This window comes from Lentzea sp. NPDC058450 (genome assembly GCF_042721395.1).
Taxonomy (GTDB): Bacteria; Actinomycetota; Actinomycetes; order Mycobacteriales; family Pseudonocardiaceae; genus Lentzea.
On the sequence record NZ_JBHXLO010000052.1, the window covers coordinates 23,343 to 38,282 of the forward strand.

Consider the following 14,940-nt stretch of genomic DNA (forward strand, 5'->3'; position numbering starts at 1 on the left):
CGGGCCGCTCCGCGTGCCCGCGAGGCAGCGGTGTCCTCCACTCGCAGGGACAGTTGAACTGTTGCCTGCGGACCTGGGGAGAGGGCGACACGCCCGACCTCGGGTGCAGAGAGGGATCAAGAAACACGAGGGTGAACCGCAAGGGAATCCCACGAAGACGGAAGAAGTAGCCGGCGAATGCCAACGATCCAGCAGCTGGTCCGCAAGGGCCGCCAGGACAAGGTGGCGAAGCAGAAGACGGCGGCCCTCAAGGGCTCGCCGCAGCGGCGCGGTGTGTGCACCCGCGTTTACACCACCACCCCCAAGAAGCCGAACTCCGCACTGCGCAAGGTCGCTCGCGTGAAGCTGACCAGCGGTATCGAGGTCACGGCCTACATCCCCGGTGAGGGTCACAACCTCCAGGAGCACTCGATGGTGCTCGTCCGCGGTGGTCGTGTGAAGGACCTGCCGGGTGTTCGCTACAAGATCATCCGTGGCTCTCTCGACACGCAGGGTGTCAAGAACCGCAAGCAGGCTCGCAGCCGCTACGGCGCGAAGAAGGAGAAGAGCTAATGCCCCGCAAGGGACCGGCCCCGAAGCGGCCGCTTATCTCTGACCCGGTCTACAGCTCGCCTCTCGTGACGCAGCTCATCAACAAGGTGCTCGTCGACGGCAAGCGCTCGGTGGCCGAGAAGATCGTCTACGAAGCGCTCGAAGGTGCTCGCGAGAAGACCGGCACGGACCCGGTCGTCACGCTGAAGCGCGCGCTCGACAACGTGAAGCCGTCGCTGGAGGTCAAGAGCCGCCGCGTCGGTGGTGCGACCTACCAGGTGCCGATCGAGGTCAAGCCCGGTCGTTCCACCACGCTGGCGCTCCGTTGGCTGATCACCTTCTCCCGGCAGCGCCGTGAGAAGACCATGGTCGAGCGTCTGATGAACGAGCTGCTCGATGCGAGCAACGGTCTCGGTGCGAGCGTCAAGCGCCGTGAGGACACGCACAAGATGGCCGAGTCCAACAAGGCCTTCGCCCACTACCGCTGGTGATCTGACGCCCGGCCTGAGAAGGCCGGGCTCTCCCAGCCCTAGTGAGCTGACAAGCTCAAGACAGGGGAAAGACCCGTGGCACAGGACGTGCTCACTGATCTTGCCAAGGTCCGCAACATCGGGATCATGGCCCACATCGACGCGGGCAAGACCACGACGACTGAGCGGATCCTCTTCTACACGGGGATCAGCTACAAGATCGGCGAGGTCCACGACGGCGCCGCCGTGATGGACTGGATGGAGCAGGAGCAGGAGCGCGGCATCACGATCACGTCGGCCGCGACGACCTGCTACTGGAAGAACCACCAGATCAACCTGATCGACACGCCCGGCCACGTCGACTTCACCGTCGAGGTCGAGCGCAACCTGCGCGTCCTCGACGGCGCCGTTGCCGTCTTCGACGGCAAGGAGGGCGTCGAGCCGCAGTCCGAGCAGGTCTGGCGGCAGGCGACCAAGTACGACGTCCCGCGCATCTGCTTCGTCAACAAGATGGACAAGCTCGGCGCGGACTTCTACTTCACCATCAAGACCATTCAGGACCGGCTCGGCGCCAAGCCGATTCCGATCCAGCTGCCGATCGGTGCCGAGAGCGACTTCATCGGTGTCGTCGACCTGGTCGAGATGCGCGCCCTGACGTGGCGTGGCGAAGTCCAGAAGGGCGAGGACTACGCGATCGAGGAGATCCCCGCGGATCTCGTCGAGAAGGCGCAGGAGTACCGCGAGGCGCTCCTGGAGGCCGTCGCGGAGACCGACGACGACCTGACCGAGAAGTTCTTCGAGCAGGGCGACCTCTCCGTCGAGGAGATCAAGGCCGGCCTCCGCAAGATCGTCTCCGAGGGCACCGCGTACCCGGTTCTCTGCGGTTCCGCGTTCAAGAACAAGGGCGTCCAGCCCATGCTCGACGCGGTCATCGACCTGCTGCCGTCGCCGCTGGACCTCCCGCCGGTCGAGGGCACGCTGCAGGACGGCGAGACCGTCGTGTCGCGCAAGGCCTCGTCCGACGAGCCCTTCTCGGCGCTGGCGTTCAAGATCGCCGTGCACCCGTTCTTCGGCAAGCTGACCTACATCCGGGTCTACTCGGGCAAGGTCGCCTCCGGCACCCAGGTCGTCAACGCGACCAAGGACCGCAAGGAGCGCATCGGGAAGATCTTCCAGATGCACGCCAACAAGGAGAACCCGGTCACCGAGGCCATCGCGGGCCACATCTACGCCGTGATCGGTCTGAAGGACACCACGACCGGTGAGACCCTCGCCGACCCGCAGCACCCCATCGTGCTCGAGTCGATGACCTTCCCCGAGCCCGTCATCCAGGTGGCCATCGAGCCCAAGACGAAGGCGGACCAGGAGAAGCTCGGCACCGCGATCCAGAAGCTGGCCGAGGAGGACCCGACGTTCCGGGTCAACCTCGACCAGGAGACGGGCCAGACCATCATCGCCGGCATGGGCGAGCTCCACCTGGACATCCTGGTGGACCGCATGCGCCGCGAGTTCAAGGTCGAGGCCAACATCGGCAAGCCTCAGGTGGCGTACCGGGAGACCATCCGCAAGGCGGTGGAGAAGTACTCCTACACCCACAAGAAGCAGACCGGTGGCTCCGGCCAGTTCGCGAAGGTGCTCGTCACCGTCGAGCCGCTGGAGAAGAAGGAAGACGGCGCGCTCTACGAGTTCGTCAACGCCGTCACCGGTGGTCGCATCCCTCGCGAGTACATCCCGTCGGTCGACGCGGGTGCGCAGGACGCGCTGCAGTACGGCGTGCTGGCGGGCTACCCGCTGGTCGGCGTGAAGGTGACGCTGCTCGATGGCGCCTACCACGAGGTCGACTCCTCGGAAATGGCGTTCAAGATCGCTGGTTCGATGGCCCTCAAGGAAGCCGCCCGTCAGGCGTCTCCCGCGATCCTCGAGCCTCTGATGGCCGTCGAGGTCACGACGCCCGAGGAGTACATGGGCGACGTGATCGGCGACCTGAACTCCCGCCGTGGCCAGATCCAGGCCATGGAGGAGCGCAGCGGCGTCCGTGTCGTCAAGGCACTGGTTCCGCTGTCGGAAATGTTCGGGTACGTGGGTGACCTGCGGTCCAAGACCCAGGGTCGTGCCAACTACTCGATGGTGTTCGACTCCTACGCAGAGGTTCCCGCGAACGTCTCGAAGGAGATCATCGCGAAGGCGACCGGGGAATAACTCCCCACCGGAGCACCGCAGTTCGACCGCGGGCTCTCCGGGGTGAATCCCTGGGGTCCGCTACTTTCAGACCCTGACGTGTAAGTCCGGCGGGTGGCCACAGATGCCCGCCGGACCAGCAAAAAGAAGTCCAGGAGGACAATCCAGTGGCCAAGGCGAAGTTCGAGCGGACGAAGCCGCACGTCAACATCGGCACCATCGGTCACATCGACCATGGCAAGACCACGCTGACCGCGGCGATCTCCAAGGTTCTGCACGACGCGTACCCCGATGTGAACGCCTCGTTCGCGTTCGACCAGATCGACAAGGCGCCGGAAGAGAAGCAGCGCGGCATCACGATCTCGATCGCGCACATCGAGTACCAGACGGAGAACCGTCACTACGCGCACGTCGACTGCCCCGGGCACGCCGACTACATCAAGAACATGATCACCGGTGCGGCGCAGATGGACGGCGCCATCCTCGTCGTGGCGGCGACCGACGGTCCCATGCCGCAGACGAAGGAGCACGTCCTCCTGGCCCGCCAGGTCGGCGTCCCCTACATCGTCGTCGCCCTGAACAAGGCCGACATGGTGGACGACGAGGAGATCCTGGAGCTCGTCGAGCTCGAGGTCCGCGAGCTGCTCTCCGAGTACGAGTTCCCGGGCGACGACCTGCCGGTCGTGCGCGTCTCGGCGCTGAAGGCGCTCGAGGGCGACGAGCAGTGGGGCAAGTCCGTTCTCGAGCTCATGGCCGCCGTTGACACGGCGATCCCGGAGCCGGAGCGCGACACCGAGAAGCCGTTCCTCATGCCCGTCGAGGACGTCTTCACGATCACCGGTCGCGGCACCGTGGTGACCGGTCGCATCGAGCGCGGCATCATCAACGTGAACTCGGAAATCGAGATCGTCGGTATCAAGGAGACGTCGAAGAAGACGACGGTCACCTCGATCGAGATGTTCAAGAAGTTCCTCGACGAGGGCCGCGCCGGCGACAACGCCGCGCTGCTGCTCCGCGGCATCAAGCGCGAGGAGGTGGAGCGCGGCATGGTCATCGTCAAGCCGGGCACCACGACCCCGCACACCGAGTTCACCGCGCAGGTCTACATCCTGTCGAAGGACGAGGGTGGCCGCCACACGCCGTTCTTCAACAACTACCGTCCCCAGTTCTACTTCCGGACGACGGACGTGACCGGCGTTGTGACGCTGCCCGAGGGCACCGAGATGGTCATGCCGGGTGACACCACCGGTATGGACGTCAAGCTCATCCAGCCGATCGCCATGGACGAGGGCCTCCGCTTCGCGATCCGCGAGGGTGGCCGCACCGTCGGCGCCGGCTCGGTCACCAAGATCATCAAGTGACCTAGCTCGACCCAGTTCGGCGTGAGGCCGGGCCAACGATCTTCGTTGGCCCGGCCTTCGTCGTTGATCCACCTGGTGTGTGCGTCAGCTCACGCCAGTTCGTTCGAAGGCGCGTGCGAGGCAGGCCCTCCGCTGGGATTCCTTGCCGGGCAACGGAACCCGTCCGCTCGTCGCTCCACAAGCGACGGACGGCACCGCTCACCGGCCAAGATCCCGACGTGATCTGGCTCCAAGTCACCCACCCCGATTTGGACCACCTCGCGCCCGTGTGGCATCCTTTACGGGTTGCTCGATGAAGGCCGAGCGCGCTTCACGGCGTGTTCGGGTTCTGAGATCGAGCGTCCGCGCCCTGTTAGTGAACGCCTCCTTGCGGAGATGGGCATCAGGGTGCATGGGCTGTGGTAGGCCCAATCCCACCGGGGAGACCTTGAGTGGGACCGGTATGCGCACCGGGCGCGACACGCCCGACCGCGTGGACCGGGCACCATGACACTTCAACAGGGGCGGAGCGCGCCAAGAGGCTGTAACAGGCCTCATCCGAGGCACCGCACCGCAGCGGTTACGAGAAGCAGAGGAACGGCAAGCCATCATGGCGGGACAAAAGATCCGCATCCGGCTCAAGGCCTACGACCACGAAGCGATCGACGCGTCTGCACGCAAGATCGTGGAGACCGTGACGCGCACCGGCGCTCGGGTTGTCGGGCCAGTGCCGCTGCCCACTGAGAAGAACGTGTACTGCGTCATCCGCTCGCCGCACAAGTACAAGGACTCGCGCGAGCACTTCGAGATGCGCACGCACAAGCGGCTGATCGACATCCTCGACCCGACGCCGAAGACGGTGGACGCGCTCATGCGCATCGACCTGCCGGCCAGCGTCGACGTCAACATCCAGTAAGCGTTGGGCGCGGAGAGTAACGGACCAATGTCTGACAGGCAGATGAAGGGCATCCTGGGCACCAAGCTCGGCATGACTCAGGTCTTCGACGAGAACAACCGGGTCGTCCCGGTGACCGTCGTCAAGGCTGAGCCGAATGTCGTCACCCAGGTTCGCACCGAAGAGAAGGACGGCTACACCGCCGTCCAGCTGGCGGCCGGCGCGATTGACCCGCGCAAGGTCAACAAGCCCGTCGCGGGCCACTTCGCCAAGGCCGGGGTCACGCCCCGTCGCCACCTGGTGGAGCTGCGCACGACGGACGCCGGCGAGTACACGGTCGGCCAGGAGATCACCGCTGAGGTGTTCGAGGCCGGCGCTGTTGTCGACATCACCGGCACCAGCAAGGGCAAGGGCACCGCGGGTGTCATGAAGCGCCACAACTTCCGGGGCCTCGGCTCCAGCCACGGCACCCAGCGCAAGCACCGCTCGCCGGGTTCCATCGGTGGCTGTGCCACTCCGGGTCGCGTCTTCAAGGGTCTGCGCATGGCCGGCCGCATGGGCCACGTGCGCGTCACGACCCAGAACCTGAAGGTGCACAAGATCGACGTGGAGAACGGCCTGCTGCTCATCAAGGGCGCCGTTCCCGGTCCCAAGGGTGGTCTGGTGTTCGTCCGGACGGCCGCGAAGGGTGGTGCCTGATGTCGACGGTTGAGATCCGTACGCCGGACGGCAAGTCCGCCGGCACGGTCGAGCTCCCCTCGGCTGTTTTCGACGCGCAGGCCAACGTGGCGCTGCTGCACCAGGTCGTCGTGGCCCAGCAGGCCGCCGCGCGCCAGGGCACGCACTCCACGAAGACCCGCGGCGAGGTGTCCGGTGGTGGCAAGAAGCCGTACCGCCAGAAGGGCACCGGTCGCGCCCGCCAGGGTTCGACGCGTGCGCCGCAGTTCGCCGGCGGTGGCGTCGTCCACGGCCCGCAGCCGCGTGACTACTCGCAGCGGACGCCCAAGAAGATGAAGGCCGCCGCTCTGCGTGGCGCCCTCTCCGACCGGGCCCGCGCGAACCAGGTCCACGTCGTGTCCGGCCTGGTGGACGGGGACACCCCGTCGACCAAGACCGCGCGCAAGGTCCTGGAGTCGGTCACCCAGGCCCGTCGCGTTCTCGTGGTGCTCAACCGCACCGACGAGGTCGCCTGGGTCAGCGTGCGCAACCTCGCGCACGTCCACGTGATCGCGCCCGACCAGCTCAACACCTACGACGTGCTCGTCAACGACGACGTGGTGTTCACCAAGGACTCGCTCGACGTGTTCCTCGCCAGCAAGGCCCAGGCGGGTTCTGGCTCGGCTGAGGCCACGGCGACGGTCGTGGACGAGGAGGGTTCCAAGTGATCCCCGACCACAGGGACATCTTGCTCGCGCCGGTGATCTCCGAGAAGTCCTACGGGCTCCTCGAGGAGAACAAGTACACCTTCCTGGTGGCGCCGGGTTCGAACAAGACCCAGATCAAGATCGCCGTGGAGAAGGTCTTCGGCGTGAAGGTCGTCAGCGTCAACACCATCAACCGGCAGGGCAAGCGCAAGCGCACCCGCACCGGGTTCGGCAAGCGCAAGGACACGAAGCGCGCGATCGTGACGCTGTCGGCTGACAGCAAGGCGATCGAGATCTTCGGCGGCCCTGCCGCCTGATGACGAGGACTGCGTAGAGATGGGCATTCGCAAGTACAAGCCGACGACTCCCGGTCGTCGCGGTGCGAGCGTCTCCGACTTCGCCGAGATCACTCGGTCGACTCCGGAGAAGTCGCTGATCCGCCCGCTGCACAAGCTGGGTGGACGCAACGCGTCGGGCAAGATCACCACCCGGCACAAGGGTGGCGGTCACAAGCGGGCTTACCGTCTGATCGACTTCCGTCGCAACGACAAGGACGGCGTGCCGGCCAAGGTCGCTCACATCGAGTACGACCCCAACCGCACCGCGCGCATCGCGCTGCTGCACTACGCAGACGGCGAGAAGCGCTACATCATCGCCCCGGAGAAGCTCAAGCAGGGTGACACGGTTGAGAACGGCCCCAAGGCCGACATCAAGCCGGGTAACAACCTGCCGCTGCGCAACATCCCGGTCGGTTCCGTGATCCACGCGATCGAGCTCCGCCCCGGTGGCGGCGCGAAGATCGCCCGCTCCGCCGGTGCCTCGGTGCAGCTCGTCGCGAAGGACGGCCCGTACGCCCAGCTGCGTATGCCGTCCGGCGAGATCCGCAACGTGGACGTGCGCTGCCGCGCCACGCTCGGCGAGGTCGGCAACAAGGAGCACCAGAACATCAACTGGGGCAAGGCCGGCCGCATGCGGTGGAAGGGCAAGAAGCCCACCGTCCGCGGTGTCGCCATGAACCCCGTTGACCACCCGCATGGTGGTGGTGAGGGTAAGACCTCCGGTGGTCGCCACCCGGTCAACCCGGCTGGTAAGCCCGAGGGTCGTACCCGCCGCCGCAAGCCAAGCGACAAGCTCATCGTCCGGCGTCGTCGCACCGGTAAGAAGCGCTGAGCAGGGAGGGAGTGAAGGATGCCTCGCAGCCTTAAGAAGGGTCCCTTCGTCGACGACCACCTGCTCAAGAAGGTGGACGTTCAGAACGAAGCGGGCAAGAAGACCGTCATCAAGACGTGGTCCCGCCGGTCCACGATCATCCCGGACATGCTCGGCCACACCATCGCGGTGCACGACGGTCGCAAGCACGTCCCGGTGTTCGTGACCGAGGCGATGGTCGGGCACAAGCTGGGCGAGTTCGCCCCGACCCGCACCTTCAAGGGTCACATCAAGGACGACCGGAAGTCTCGTCGCCGCTAGGCGTCGAACTGAGAAGAGCAAGGGAAAAGCAGCGATGAACGCCCGTAAGGACGCTGAGGCAGCGGAGTTTCCGCGCGCCGTGGCTCGGGCTCGTTACGTTCGCGACACCCCCATGAAGGTGCGTCGCGTCATCGAGCTCATCAAGGGTCGTAACGCCAGCGAGGCCCTGGCCGTGCTCCAGTTCGCGCCCCAGGCCGCCTCTGAGCCGGTCGCGAAGGTGCTCGCCAGCGCCATGGCCAATGCCGAGAACAACCTGTCCCTGGACCCGAGCACCCTCTGGGTGTCCGTGGCCTACGTGGACGAGGGTCCGACCCTCAAGCGTTTCCGCCCGCGTGCCCAGGGCCGCGCGTACCGGATCCGCAAGCGGACGAGCCACATCACCATCGAGGTGGAGTCTCGTCCCAAGAAGACCAGCGCGAAGGGAACGCGGTAGTGGGCCAGAAGATCAACCCGCACGGCTTCCGGCTGGGGATCACCACCGACTGGAAGTCCCGCTGGTACGCAGACAAGCAGTACGCCGAGTACGTGGCGGAGGACGTCAAGATCCGCCGCCTGCTCAGCAAGGGCATGGAGCGTGCCGGCATCTCCAAGGTGGAGATCGAGCGGACCCGTGACCGGGTGCGCGTCGACATCCACACCGCCCGGCCGGGCATCGTCATCGGCCGTCGTGGTGCCGAGGCGGACCGCATCCGCGGTGAGCTGGAGAAGCTCACCAAGAAGCAGGTCCAGCTCAACATCCTCGAGGTGAAGAGCCCCGAGTCGGACGCGCAGCTCGTGGCACAGGGTGTCGCCGAGCAGCTGTCCAACCGCGTCGCCTTCCGGCGCGCGATGCGCAAGGCCATTCAGTCGGCCATGCGTTCGCCGCAGGTCAAGGGCATCCGCGTGCAGTGCGGCGGTCGCCTCGGCGGCGCCGAGATGTCCCGCTCGGAGCACTACCGCGACGGCCGCGTGCCGCTGCACACGCTCCGCGCGAACATCGACTACGGCTTCTTCGAGGCCCGCACCACGTTCGGCCGCATCGGCGTGAAGGTGTGGATCTACAAGGGCGACATCGTCGGTGGCATCTCCGCCAAGCGCGCGCTCGACGCGGCTGCGCCTTCGCAGGCCGACCGCGCTCCGCGCCGCGACCGTGGCGAGCGTCCGAACCGTGCCCGTCGTTCCGGTGCCAGCGGCACCACCGCGACGAGCACCGAGGCCGGCCGTGCCGCTGCTGACGCTTCCGCGTCGGCCGAGGCCCCGGCTTCTGCAGAGAAGACGGAGAGCTGAGCCATGCTCATCCCTCGTAGGGTCAAGCACCGCAAGCAGCACCACCCCAAGCGGTCGGGTGCTGCCAAGGGCGGCACGAAGGTCACCTTCGGTGAGTTCGGCATCCAGGCTCTGGAGCCGGCGTACGTCACCAACAGGCAGATCGAGTCCGCTCGTATCGCCATCACGCGTCACATCCGCCGTGGCGGCAAGGTCTGGATCAACATCTTCCCGGACCGTCCGCTGACGAAGAAGCCGGCCGAGACCCGCATGGGTTCCGGTAAGGGTTCGCCGGAGTGGTGGGTGGCCAACGTCAAGCCGGGTCGCGTCCTCTTCGAGATGGCGTTCCCGAACGAGCAGGTCGCTCGCGAGGCGCTCCGCCGCGCGATCCACAAGCTCCCGATGAAGTGCCGCATCGTTACGCGTGAGGGTGGTGAGTTCTGATGGCAGCGGGTACCACCGCTTCCGAGCTGCGTGAGCTCACCGAGGAAGAGCTCGTGCTGCGTCTGAAGGAATCGAAGGAAGAGCTCTTCAACCTTCGCTTCCAGATGGCCACGGGCCAGCTCGACAACAACCGGCGGCTGCGCACGGTCCGGCACGACATCGCCCGGATCTACACCGTGATGCGGGAGCGGGAGCTCGGGCTCTCCGTTTCGCCGGATTCCACTGGTGAGGGTGCGGCATGACCGACAGCAACGAAGTTCAGACCGAGAAGCGCAACGACCGCAAGGTCCGTGAGGGCCTCGTCGTGTCCGACAAGATGGACAAGACGATCGTCGTCGCGCTCGAGGACCGCAAGAAGCACCCGCGTTACTCCAAGATCATGCGCTCCACCACCAAGGTGAAGGTGCACGACGAGGAGAACGCGGCGGGCATCGGCGACCGCGTCCTGCTCATGGAGACCCGGCCCCTGTCGGCGACCAAGCGCTGGCGCCTCGTCGAGATCCTCGAAAAGGCCAAGTAAGTCCTTTCTAGACAGACCGAGCCCGTCGGGTCGGAAATCCGGCGGGCCAGGAATGGTCAAGGAGCAAGTAAGTGATTCAGCAGGAGTCGCGGCTTCGTGTCGCCGACAACACTGGTGCGAAGGAAATCCTTTGCATCCGTGTTCTCGGTGGTTCGGGCCGCCGCTACGCGGGCATCGGCGACATCATCGTCGCGACCGTCAAGGACGCGATCCCCGGTGCCGGTGTGAAGAAGGGTGACGTCGTCAAGGCCGTCATCGTCCGCACCGTCAAGGAGCGTCGCCGTCCGGATGGCTCGTACATCCGCTTCGACGAGAACGCCGCCGTGCTCATCAAGAACGACAACGAGCCCCGCGGTACGCGCATCTTCGGCCCGGTCGGGCGCGAGCTGCGCGACAAGAAGTTCATGAAGATCATCTCGCTGGCTCCGGAGGTGCTCTGACCATGAAGGTGAAGAAGGGCGACACGGTCGTCGTCATCGCCGGCAAGGACAAGGGCGCGAAGGGCAAGGTCATCCAGGCCTACCCGGAGACCGGCAAGGTCCTGGTCGAGGGTGTCAACCGGATCAAGAAGCACACCAAGATCACGCAGACCCAGCGGGGCGCGCAGTCTGGTGGCATCGTGACCCAGGAGGCCCCGATCAACGTCTCCAACGTGATGGTGGTCGACTCGGACGGCAAGCCGACCCGTGTTGGTTACCGGACGAACGACGAGGGCAAGCGGGTCCGCATTTCCCGTCGTAACGGGAAGGACATCTGATCATGACTACCGCAGAGAAGATCATCCCGCGGCTCAAGACGCGCTACCGCGACGAGGTCAAGGGCGAGCTGCAGAAGCAGTTCTCCTTCGCCAACGTCATGCAGATCCCGGGCGTCGTCAAGGTCGTCGTCAACATGGGTGTCGGCGACGCCGCCCGTGACGGCAAGCTGATCGAGGGCGCCGTGCGCGACCTCTCGATCATCACCGGCCAGCGTCCCGAGGTTCGTCGGGCCCGCAAGTCCATCGCGCAGTTCAAGCTGCGTGAGGGCATGCCGATCGGTGCGCGCGTCACGCTGCGCGGCGACCGCATGTGGGAGTTCCTCGACCGTCTGCTGACGATCGCGCTGCCCCGTATCCGCGACTTCCGCGGCCTCTCGGGCAAGCAGTTCGACGGCAACGGCAACTACACGTTCGGTCTGAACGAGCAGTCGATGTTCCACGAGATCGACCCGGACGCTATCGACCGGCCTCGCGGCATGGACATCACCGTCGTCACCACCGCCACGAACGACGAGGAGGGCCGGGCGCTGCTGAAGCACCTGGGCTTCCCGTTCAAGGAGAACTGAGTCGATGGCCAAGAAGGCGTTGATCAACAAGGCCGCGAAGAAGCCGAAGTTCAAGGTCCGGGGTTACACCCGGTGCCAGCGTTGCGGCCGCCCCCACGCGGTGTTCCGCAAGTTCGGCCTCTGCCGGATCTGCCTGCGCGAGATGGCTCACCGCGGTGAGCTGCCTGGCGTGAGCAAGTCCAGCTGGTAATTCCAAGCTTCATTACTTCGCTGTAGGCCCGCACACGACCGTCCTGCTCTCCCCTCCGGGGGAGGGCGGGTCTGGACCCTGAGCCGGTGAACCGCAGCGAGAAAGGTTGACCAGGTCACCATGACGATGACCGATCCCATCGCAGACATGCTCACTCGTCTGCGGAACGCGAACTCGGCTTACCACGACAAGGTCGTGATGCCGCACTCCAAGATCAAGGCGAACATCGCCGAGATCCTCAAGCGCGAGGGCTACATCGCCTCGTACCGCGACGAGGACGGCGAGGTGGCCAAGAACTTGGTCGTCGAGCTGAAGTACGGCCCGAACCGTGAGCGCAGCATCGCCGGCCTCCGCCGCGTGTCCAAGCCCGGTCTGCGCGTGTACGCGAAGTCCACTGGCCTGCCCCGAGTTCTCGGTGGCCTCGGCGTGGCGATCATTTCGACCTCTGGCGGTCTCATGACCGACCGTCAGGCCAACAAGGCAGGCGTGGGCGGAGAAGTCCTCGCCTACGTTTGGTAAGGGGGAGTAGACATGTCGCGCATCGGTAAGCAGCCGATCATTGTCCCCTCCGGGGTCGACGTGAACATCGCCGGCCAGGACGTGAGCATCAAGGGCCCCAAGGGTCTCCTGACGCACACGCTCGCTGAGCCGATCATCATCGAGAAGGCCGAAGACGGCACCCTCGAGGTGAAGCGCCCGAACGACGAGCGCCGCAACCGCGCGCTCCACGGCCTGTCGCGCACGCTCGTGCACAACATGGTCGTCGGCGTGACCCAGGGTTACGAAAAGAAGATGGAAATCCACGGCGTCGGTTACCGCGTCGCGCTCAAGGGCTCTGAGCTCGAGTTCGCGCTCGGTTACTCGCACCCCGTCAAGGTGGAGGCCCCCGCGGGCATCACCTTCGCGGTCGAGACCCCGACCCGTTTCTCCGTCTCGGGTATCGACAAGCAGCTGGTCGGTGAGGTTGCCGCCAACATCCGCAAGCTGCGCAAGCCCGACCCGTACAAGGGCAAGGGCGTCCGCTACTCGGGCGAGAAGATCCGTCGCAAGGTCGGAAAGACGGGTAAGTGACATGAGCGAGTCGACTGTTACGAAGCGCAAGCCGGTGGGCAAGGACATCTCCACCAGGCGTCGTGTTGCGAAGGCCCGTCGCCACTTCCGCCTCCGCAAGAAGGTCAACGGAACCGCCGAGCGTCCGCGCCTGGCCGTGCACCGTTCGTCGAAGCACATCACCGTGCAGATCATCGACGACCTGAAGGGCCACACGATCGCGTCCGCTTCCTCCATGGAGGCCGACGTCCGTGCCCTGGACGGCGACAAGAAGGCCCGTGCGGCCAAGGTCGGCCAGCTGGCCGCGGCCCGTGCCAAGGACGCCGGCGTCACGGCGGTCGTGTTCGACCGCGGTGGCAACGCGTACCACGGCCGGATCGCCGCTCTGGCGGACGCCGCTCGCGAGGCGGGGCTGGAGTTCTGACAATGTTCATCACCGGAATTGAGAGGGACGCCTGATGCCAGGACGTACGCGTCGCGAAGGCGGCGGGGGCGAGCGCGGAGAGCGCCGCGACCGTCGTGACGGCGGCCGCGGCGGCGCGGCCCAGGAGAAGACCCCCCACCTCGAGCGCGTGGTTGCGATCAACCGCGTCTCCAAGGTGGTCAAGGGTGGTCGTCGCTTCAGCTTCACCGCGCTCGTCGTGGTGGGCGACGGTGACGGCATGGTGGGCGTCGGCTACGGCAAGGCCAAGGAAGTTCCCGCGGCCATCGCCAAGGGCGTCGAGGAGGCGAAGAAGAACTTCTTCCGCGTCCCGCGCATCGCCGGCACCATCCCGCACCCGGTTCAGGGTGAGAAGGCCGCTGGTGTGGTCCTGCTGCGTCCGGCCTCGGCCGGTACCGGTGTCATCGCGGGTGGCGCTGTCCGCGCCGTCCTCGAGTGCGCCGGCGTGCACGACGTGCTGTCGAAGTCGCTCGGCTCCGACAACGCGATCAACATCGTGCACGCGACGGTGGCGGCCCTCAAGGGCCTGCAGCGTCCCGAAGAGGTCGCGGCCCGTCGTGGCCTGCCCCTCGAGGACGTCGCCCCCGCCGGCATGATCCGCGCTCGCGCGGGCCAGGGGGTGTGATCATGGCTCAGCTGAAGATCACGCAGGTTCGCAGCACCATCGGCACCAAGCACAACCACCGCGAGTCGATGCGCACCCTCGGGCTGCGCAAGATCCGTCAGTCGGTCGTGCGTGAGGACACCCCCCAGGTGCTCGGCCTGATCAACGCCGTGCGTCACCTGGTGGTCGTTGAGGAGGTCCAGTCGTGACCATCAAGATTCACGACCTGCGTCCTGCCCCCGGCGCCAAGACCGCCAAGACCCGCGTCGGTCGTGGTGAAGGCTCCAAGGGCAAGACCGCCGGCCGCGGTACGAAGGGCACGGGCGCTCGCAAGAACGTCTCGCCGCGCTTCGAAGGTGGCCAGATGCCGCTGCACATGCGGCTCCCGAAGCTCAAGGGCTTCAAGAACCCGTTCCGCACCGAGTACCAGGTCGTGAACGTCTCCGCCATCGCTGCCTCCTTCCCGGAGGGCGGCTCGGTGGACGTTCCCGCGCTGGTGCTGGCCGGGCTGGTCCGCAAGGGCCACCTCGTCAAGGTGCTGGGCGATGGCGACGTCAGCGTCAAGCTGGACGTCACCGCGGACAAGTTCTCCAAGTCCGCTGTGGAGAAGCTGGCTGCTGCCGGCGGTTCTTCCACGGTTTCTGCCTGACGCGTTTCGCGTTCTGAGGGCCCCGAGGCGTTTGCCTCGGGGCCCTTTGCGTTCGTTGCCGTTGCGTTCCAGCGGGGTTGGTTGCGTTCCGTTGGTCGGGCTGCGGTTGCGAGGGTGCTTGCGCGGGTCTCGACGAAAGACCTGGGGGGTTGCGATTGGGGCTTGACTTCGGGGCGCCGTGGCGGGGCGCATAGGGCGGGAATAGGGCGGGGGGAAATGCCCCGG

General features: G+C 66.0%; 25 protein-coding genes. All 25 read left to right on the plus strand.

Annotation, left to right across the window (positions count from 1 at the left end):
• Positions 1-177 precede the first annotated feature (177 nt).
• The 25 genes from rpsL (at position 178) to rplO (ending at position 14,715) form a co-directional block, all read left to right on the plus strand.
• Positions 178-552: a 30S ribosomal protein S12 gene (gene rpsL / locus ACFWNN_RS43835; RefSeq protein WP_030473471.1), complete on the plus strand. Its 375-nt coding sequence runs from the start codon at positions 178-180 to the stop codon at positions 550-552.
• On the plus strand, positions 552-1,022 hold the full coding sequence (rpsG, locus tag ACFWNN_RS43840; protein ID WP_030478293.1) for a 30S ribosomal protein S7: 471 nt from the start codon (positions 552-554) through the stop codon (positions 1,020-1,022). Before rpsL ends, rpsG begins: the two co-directional genes overlap by 1 nt.
• Before the next feature lie 75 nt (positions 1,023-1,097).
• Positions 1,098-3,200 carry an elongation factor G gene (fusA, locus tag ACFWNN_RS43845; protein WP_382445911.1) on the plus strand — a complete coding sequence of 701 codons (2,103 nt, stop codon included), beginning with the start codon at positions 1,098-1,100 and terminating at the stop codon, positions 3,198-3,200.
• Positions 3,201-3,346: 146 nt separating this feature from the next.
• Positions 3,347-4,540, plus strand: a complete 1,194-nt coding sequence (tuf, locus tag ACFWNN_RS43850) for an elongation factor Tu (RefSeq protein ID WP_086669027.1) — start codon at positions 3,347-3,349, stop codon at positions 4,538-4,540.
• 589 nt (positions 4,541-5,129) lie between these two features.
• Positions 5,130-5,435 carry a 30S ribosomal protein S10 gene (gene rpsJ / locus ACFWNN_RS43855; RefSeq protein ID WP_003938093.1) on the plus strand — a complete coding sequence of 102 codons (306 nt, stop codon included), beginning with the start codon at positions 5,130-5,132 and terminating at the stop codon, positions 5,433-5,435.
• Positions 5,436-5,462: 27 nt separating this feature from the next.
• Positions 5,463-6,113 (plus strand): 50S ribosomal protein L3, encoded by a 651-nt coding sequence (rplC, locus tag ACFWNN_RS43860; RefSeq protein WP_382445912.1) that lies wholly within the window; start codon positions 5,463-5,465, stop codon positions 6,111-6,113.
• Positions 6,113-6,799, plus strand: coding sequence for a 50S ribosomal protein L4 (gene rplD / locus ACFWNN_RS43865; RefSeq protein ID WP_382445913.1), 687 nt, complete (start codon positions 6,113-6,115; stop codon positions 6,797-6,799). The genes rplC and rplD overlap by 1 nt, the downstream gene beginning before the upstream one ends.
• A complete protein-coding gene (gene rplW, locus ACFWNN_RS43870; RefSeq protein WP_065915972.1) occupies positions 6,796-7,095 on the plus strand; it encodes a 50S ribosomal protein L23 in 300 nt (99 codons plus the stop codon). The genes rplD and rplW overlap by 4 nt, the downstream gene beginning before the upstream one ends.
• A 19-nt stretch (positions 7,096-7,114) precedes the next feature.
• Entirely contained in the window at positions 7,115-7,948 is an 834-nt protein-coding gene (gene rplB, locus ACFWNN_RS43875; protein WP_089949047.1) for a 50S ribosomal protein L2, read from the plus strand.
• A gap of 18 nt (positions 7,949-7,966) precedes the next feature.
• A complete protein-coding gene (gene rpsS / locus ACFWNN_RS43880; protein ID WP_030478300.1) occupies positions 7,967-8,248 on the plus strand; it encodes a 30S ribosomal protein S19 in 282 nt (93 codons plus the stop codon).
• A 34-nt stretch (positions 8,249-8,282) separates the two neighbouring features.
• Positions 8,283-8,681, plus strand: a complete 399-nt coding sequence (gene rplV, locus ACFWNN_RS43885; protein WP_089915295.1) for a 50S ribosomal protein L22 — start codon at positions 8,283-8,285, stop codon at positions 8,679-8,681.
• On the plus strand, positions 8,681-9,514 hold the full coding sequence (gene rpsC / locus ACFWNN_RS43890) for a 30S ribosomal protein S3 (RefSeq protein ID WP_089915292.1): 834 nt from the start codon (positions 8,681-8,683) through the stop codon (positions 9,512-9,514). The genes rplV and rpsC overlap by 1 nt, the downstream gene beginning before the upstream one ends.
• A gap of 3 nt (positions 9,515-9,517) precedes the next feature.
• On the plus strand, positions 9,518-9,937 hold the full coding sequence (gene rplP, locus ACFWNN_RS43895) for a 50S ribosomal protein L16 (RefSeq protein WP_089915289.1): 420 nt from the start codon (positions 9,518-9,520) through the stop codon (positions 9,935-9,937).
• Positions 9,937-10,179: a 50S ribosomal protein L29 gene (gene rpmC, locus ACFWNN_RS43900; RefSeq protein ID WP_089915286.1), complete on the plus strand. Its 243-nt coding sequence runs from the start codon at positions 9,937-9,939 to the stop codon at positions 10,177-10,179. The genes rplP and rpmC overlap by 1 nt, the downstream gene beginning before the upstream one ends.
• Positions 10,176-10,457: a 30S ribosomal protein S17 gene (gene rpsQ, locus ACFWNN_RS43905; RefSeq protein ID WP_030473459.1), complete on the plus strand. Its 282-nt coding sequence runs from the start codon at positions 10,176-10,178 to the stop codon at positions 10,455-10,457. Before rpmC ends, rpsQ begins: the two co-directional genes overlap by 4 nt.
• 71 nt (positions 10,458-10,528) lie before the next feature.
• On the plus strand, positions 10,529-10,897 hold the full coding sequence (rplN, locus tag ACFWNN_RS43910; RefSeq protein ID WP_030478306.1) for a 50S ribosomal protein L14: 369 nt from the start codon (positions 10,529-10,531) through the stop codon (positions 10,895-10,897).
• A gap of 2 nt (positions 10,898-10,899) precedes the next feature.
• On the plus strand, positions 10,900-11,214 hold the full coding sequence (gene rplX / locus ACFWNN_RS43915; protein ID WP_045309812.1) for a 50S ribosomal protein L24: 315 nt from the start codon (positions 10,900-10,902) through the stop codon (positions 11,212-11,214).
• A gap of 2 nt (positions 11,215-11,216) precedes the next feature.
• Positions 11,217-11,780 carry a 50S ribosomal protein L5 gene (gene rplE, locus ACFWNN_RS43920; RefSeq protein ID WP_089915278.1) on the plus strand — a complete coding sequence of 188 codons (564 nt, stop codon included), beginning with the start codon at positions 11,217-11,219 and terminating at the stop codon, positions 11,778-11,780.
• A gap of 4 nt (positions 11,781-11,784) precedes the next feature.
• Entirely contained in the window at positions 11,785-11,970 is a 186-nt protein-coding gene (locus tag ACFWNN_RS43925) for a type Z 30S ribosomal protein S14 (protein WP_030473455.1), read from the plus strand.
• A gap of 120 nt (positions 11,971-12,090) precedes the next feature.
• On the plus strand, positions 12,091-12,489 hold the full coding sequence (rpsH, locus tag ACFWNN_RS43930; protein WP_030478309.1) for a 30S ribosomal protein S8: 399 nt from the start codon (positions 12,091-12,093) through the stop codon (positions 12,487-12,489).
• Between the two features lie 12 nt (positions 12,490-12,501).
• On the plus strand, positions 12,502-13,041 hold the full coding sequence (gene rplF, locus ACFWNN_RS43935) for a 50S ribosomal protein L6 (protein ID WP_382445914.1): 540 nt from the start codon (positions 12,502-12,504) through the stop codon (positions 13,039-13,041).
• 1 nt (position 13,042) lies between these two features.
• Entirely contained in the window at positions 13,043-13,444 is a 402-nt protein-coding gene (gene rplR / locus ACFWNN_RS43940; RefSeq protein ID WP_090015388.1) for a 50S ribosomal protein L18, read from the plus strand.
• Between the two features lie 34 nt (positions 13,445-13,478).
• The gene (rpsE, locus tag ACFWNN_RS43945) at positions 13,479-14,087 is read left to right on the plus strand and encodes a 30S ribosomal protein S5 (RefSeq protein WP_030473451.1); all 609 of its coding nucleotides are present in this window, start codon (positions 13,479-13,481) and stop codon (positions 14,085-14,087) included.
• 2 nt (positions 14,088-14,089) lie between these two features.
• Positions 14,090-14,275: a 50S ribosomal protein L30 gene (gene rpmD, locus ACFWNN_RS43950; RefSeq protein ID WP_090094710.1), complete on the plus strand. Its 186-nt coding sequence runs from the start codon at positions 14,090-14,092 to the stop codon at positions 14,273-14,275.
• Entirely contained in the window at positions 14,272-14,715 is a 444-nt protein-coding gene (gene rplO, locus ACFWNN_RS43955) for a 50S ribosomal protein L15 (protein WP_382445915.1), read from the plus strand. Before rpmD ends, rplO begins: the two co-directional genes overlap by 4 nt.
• Positions 14,716-14,940 lie beyond the last annotated feature (225 nt).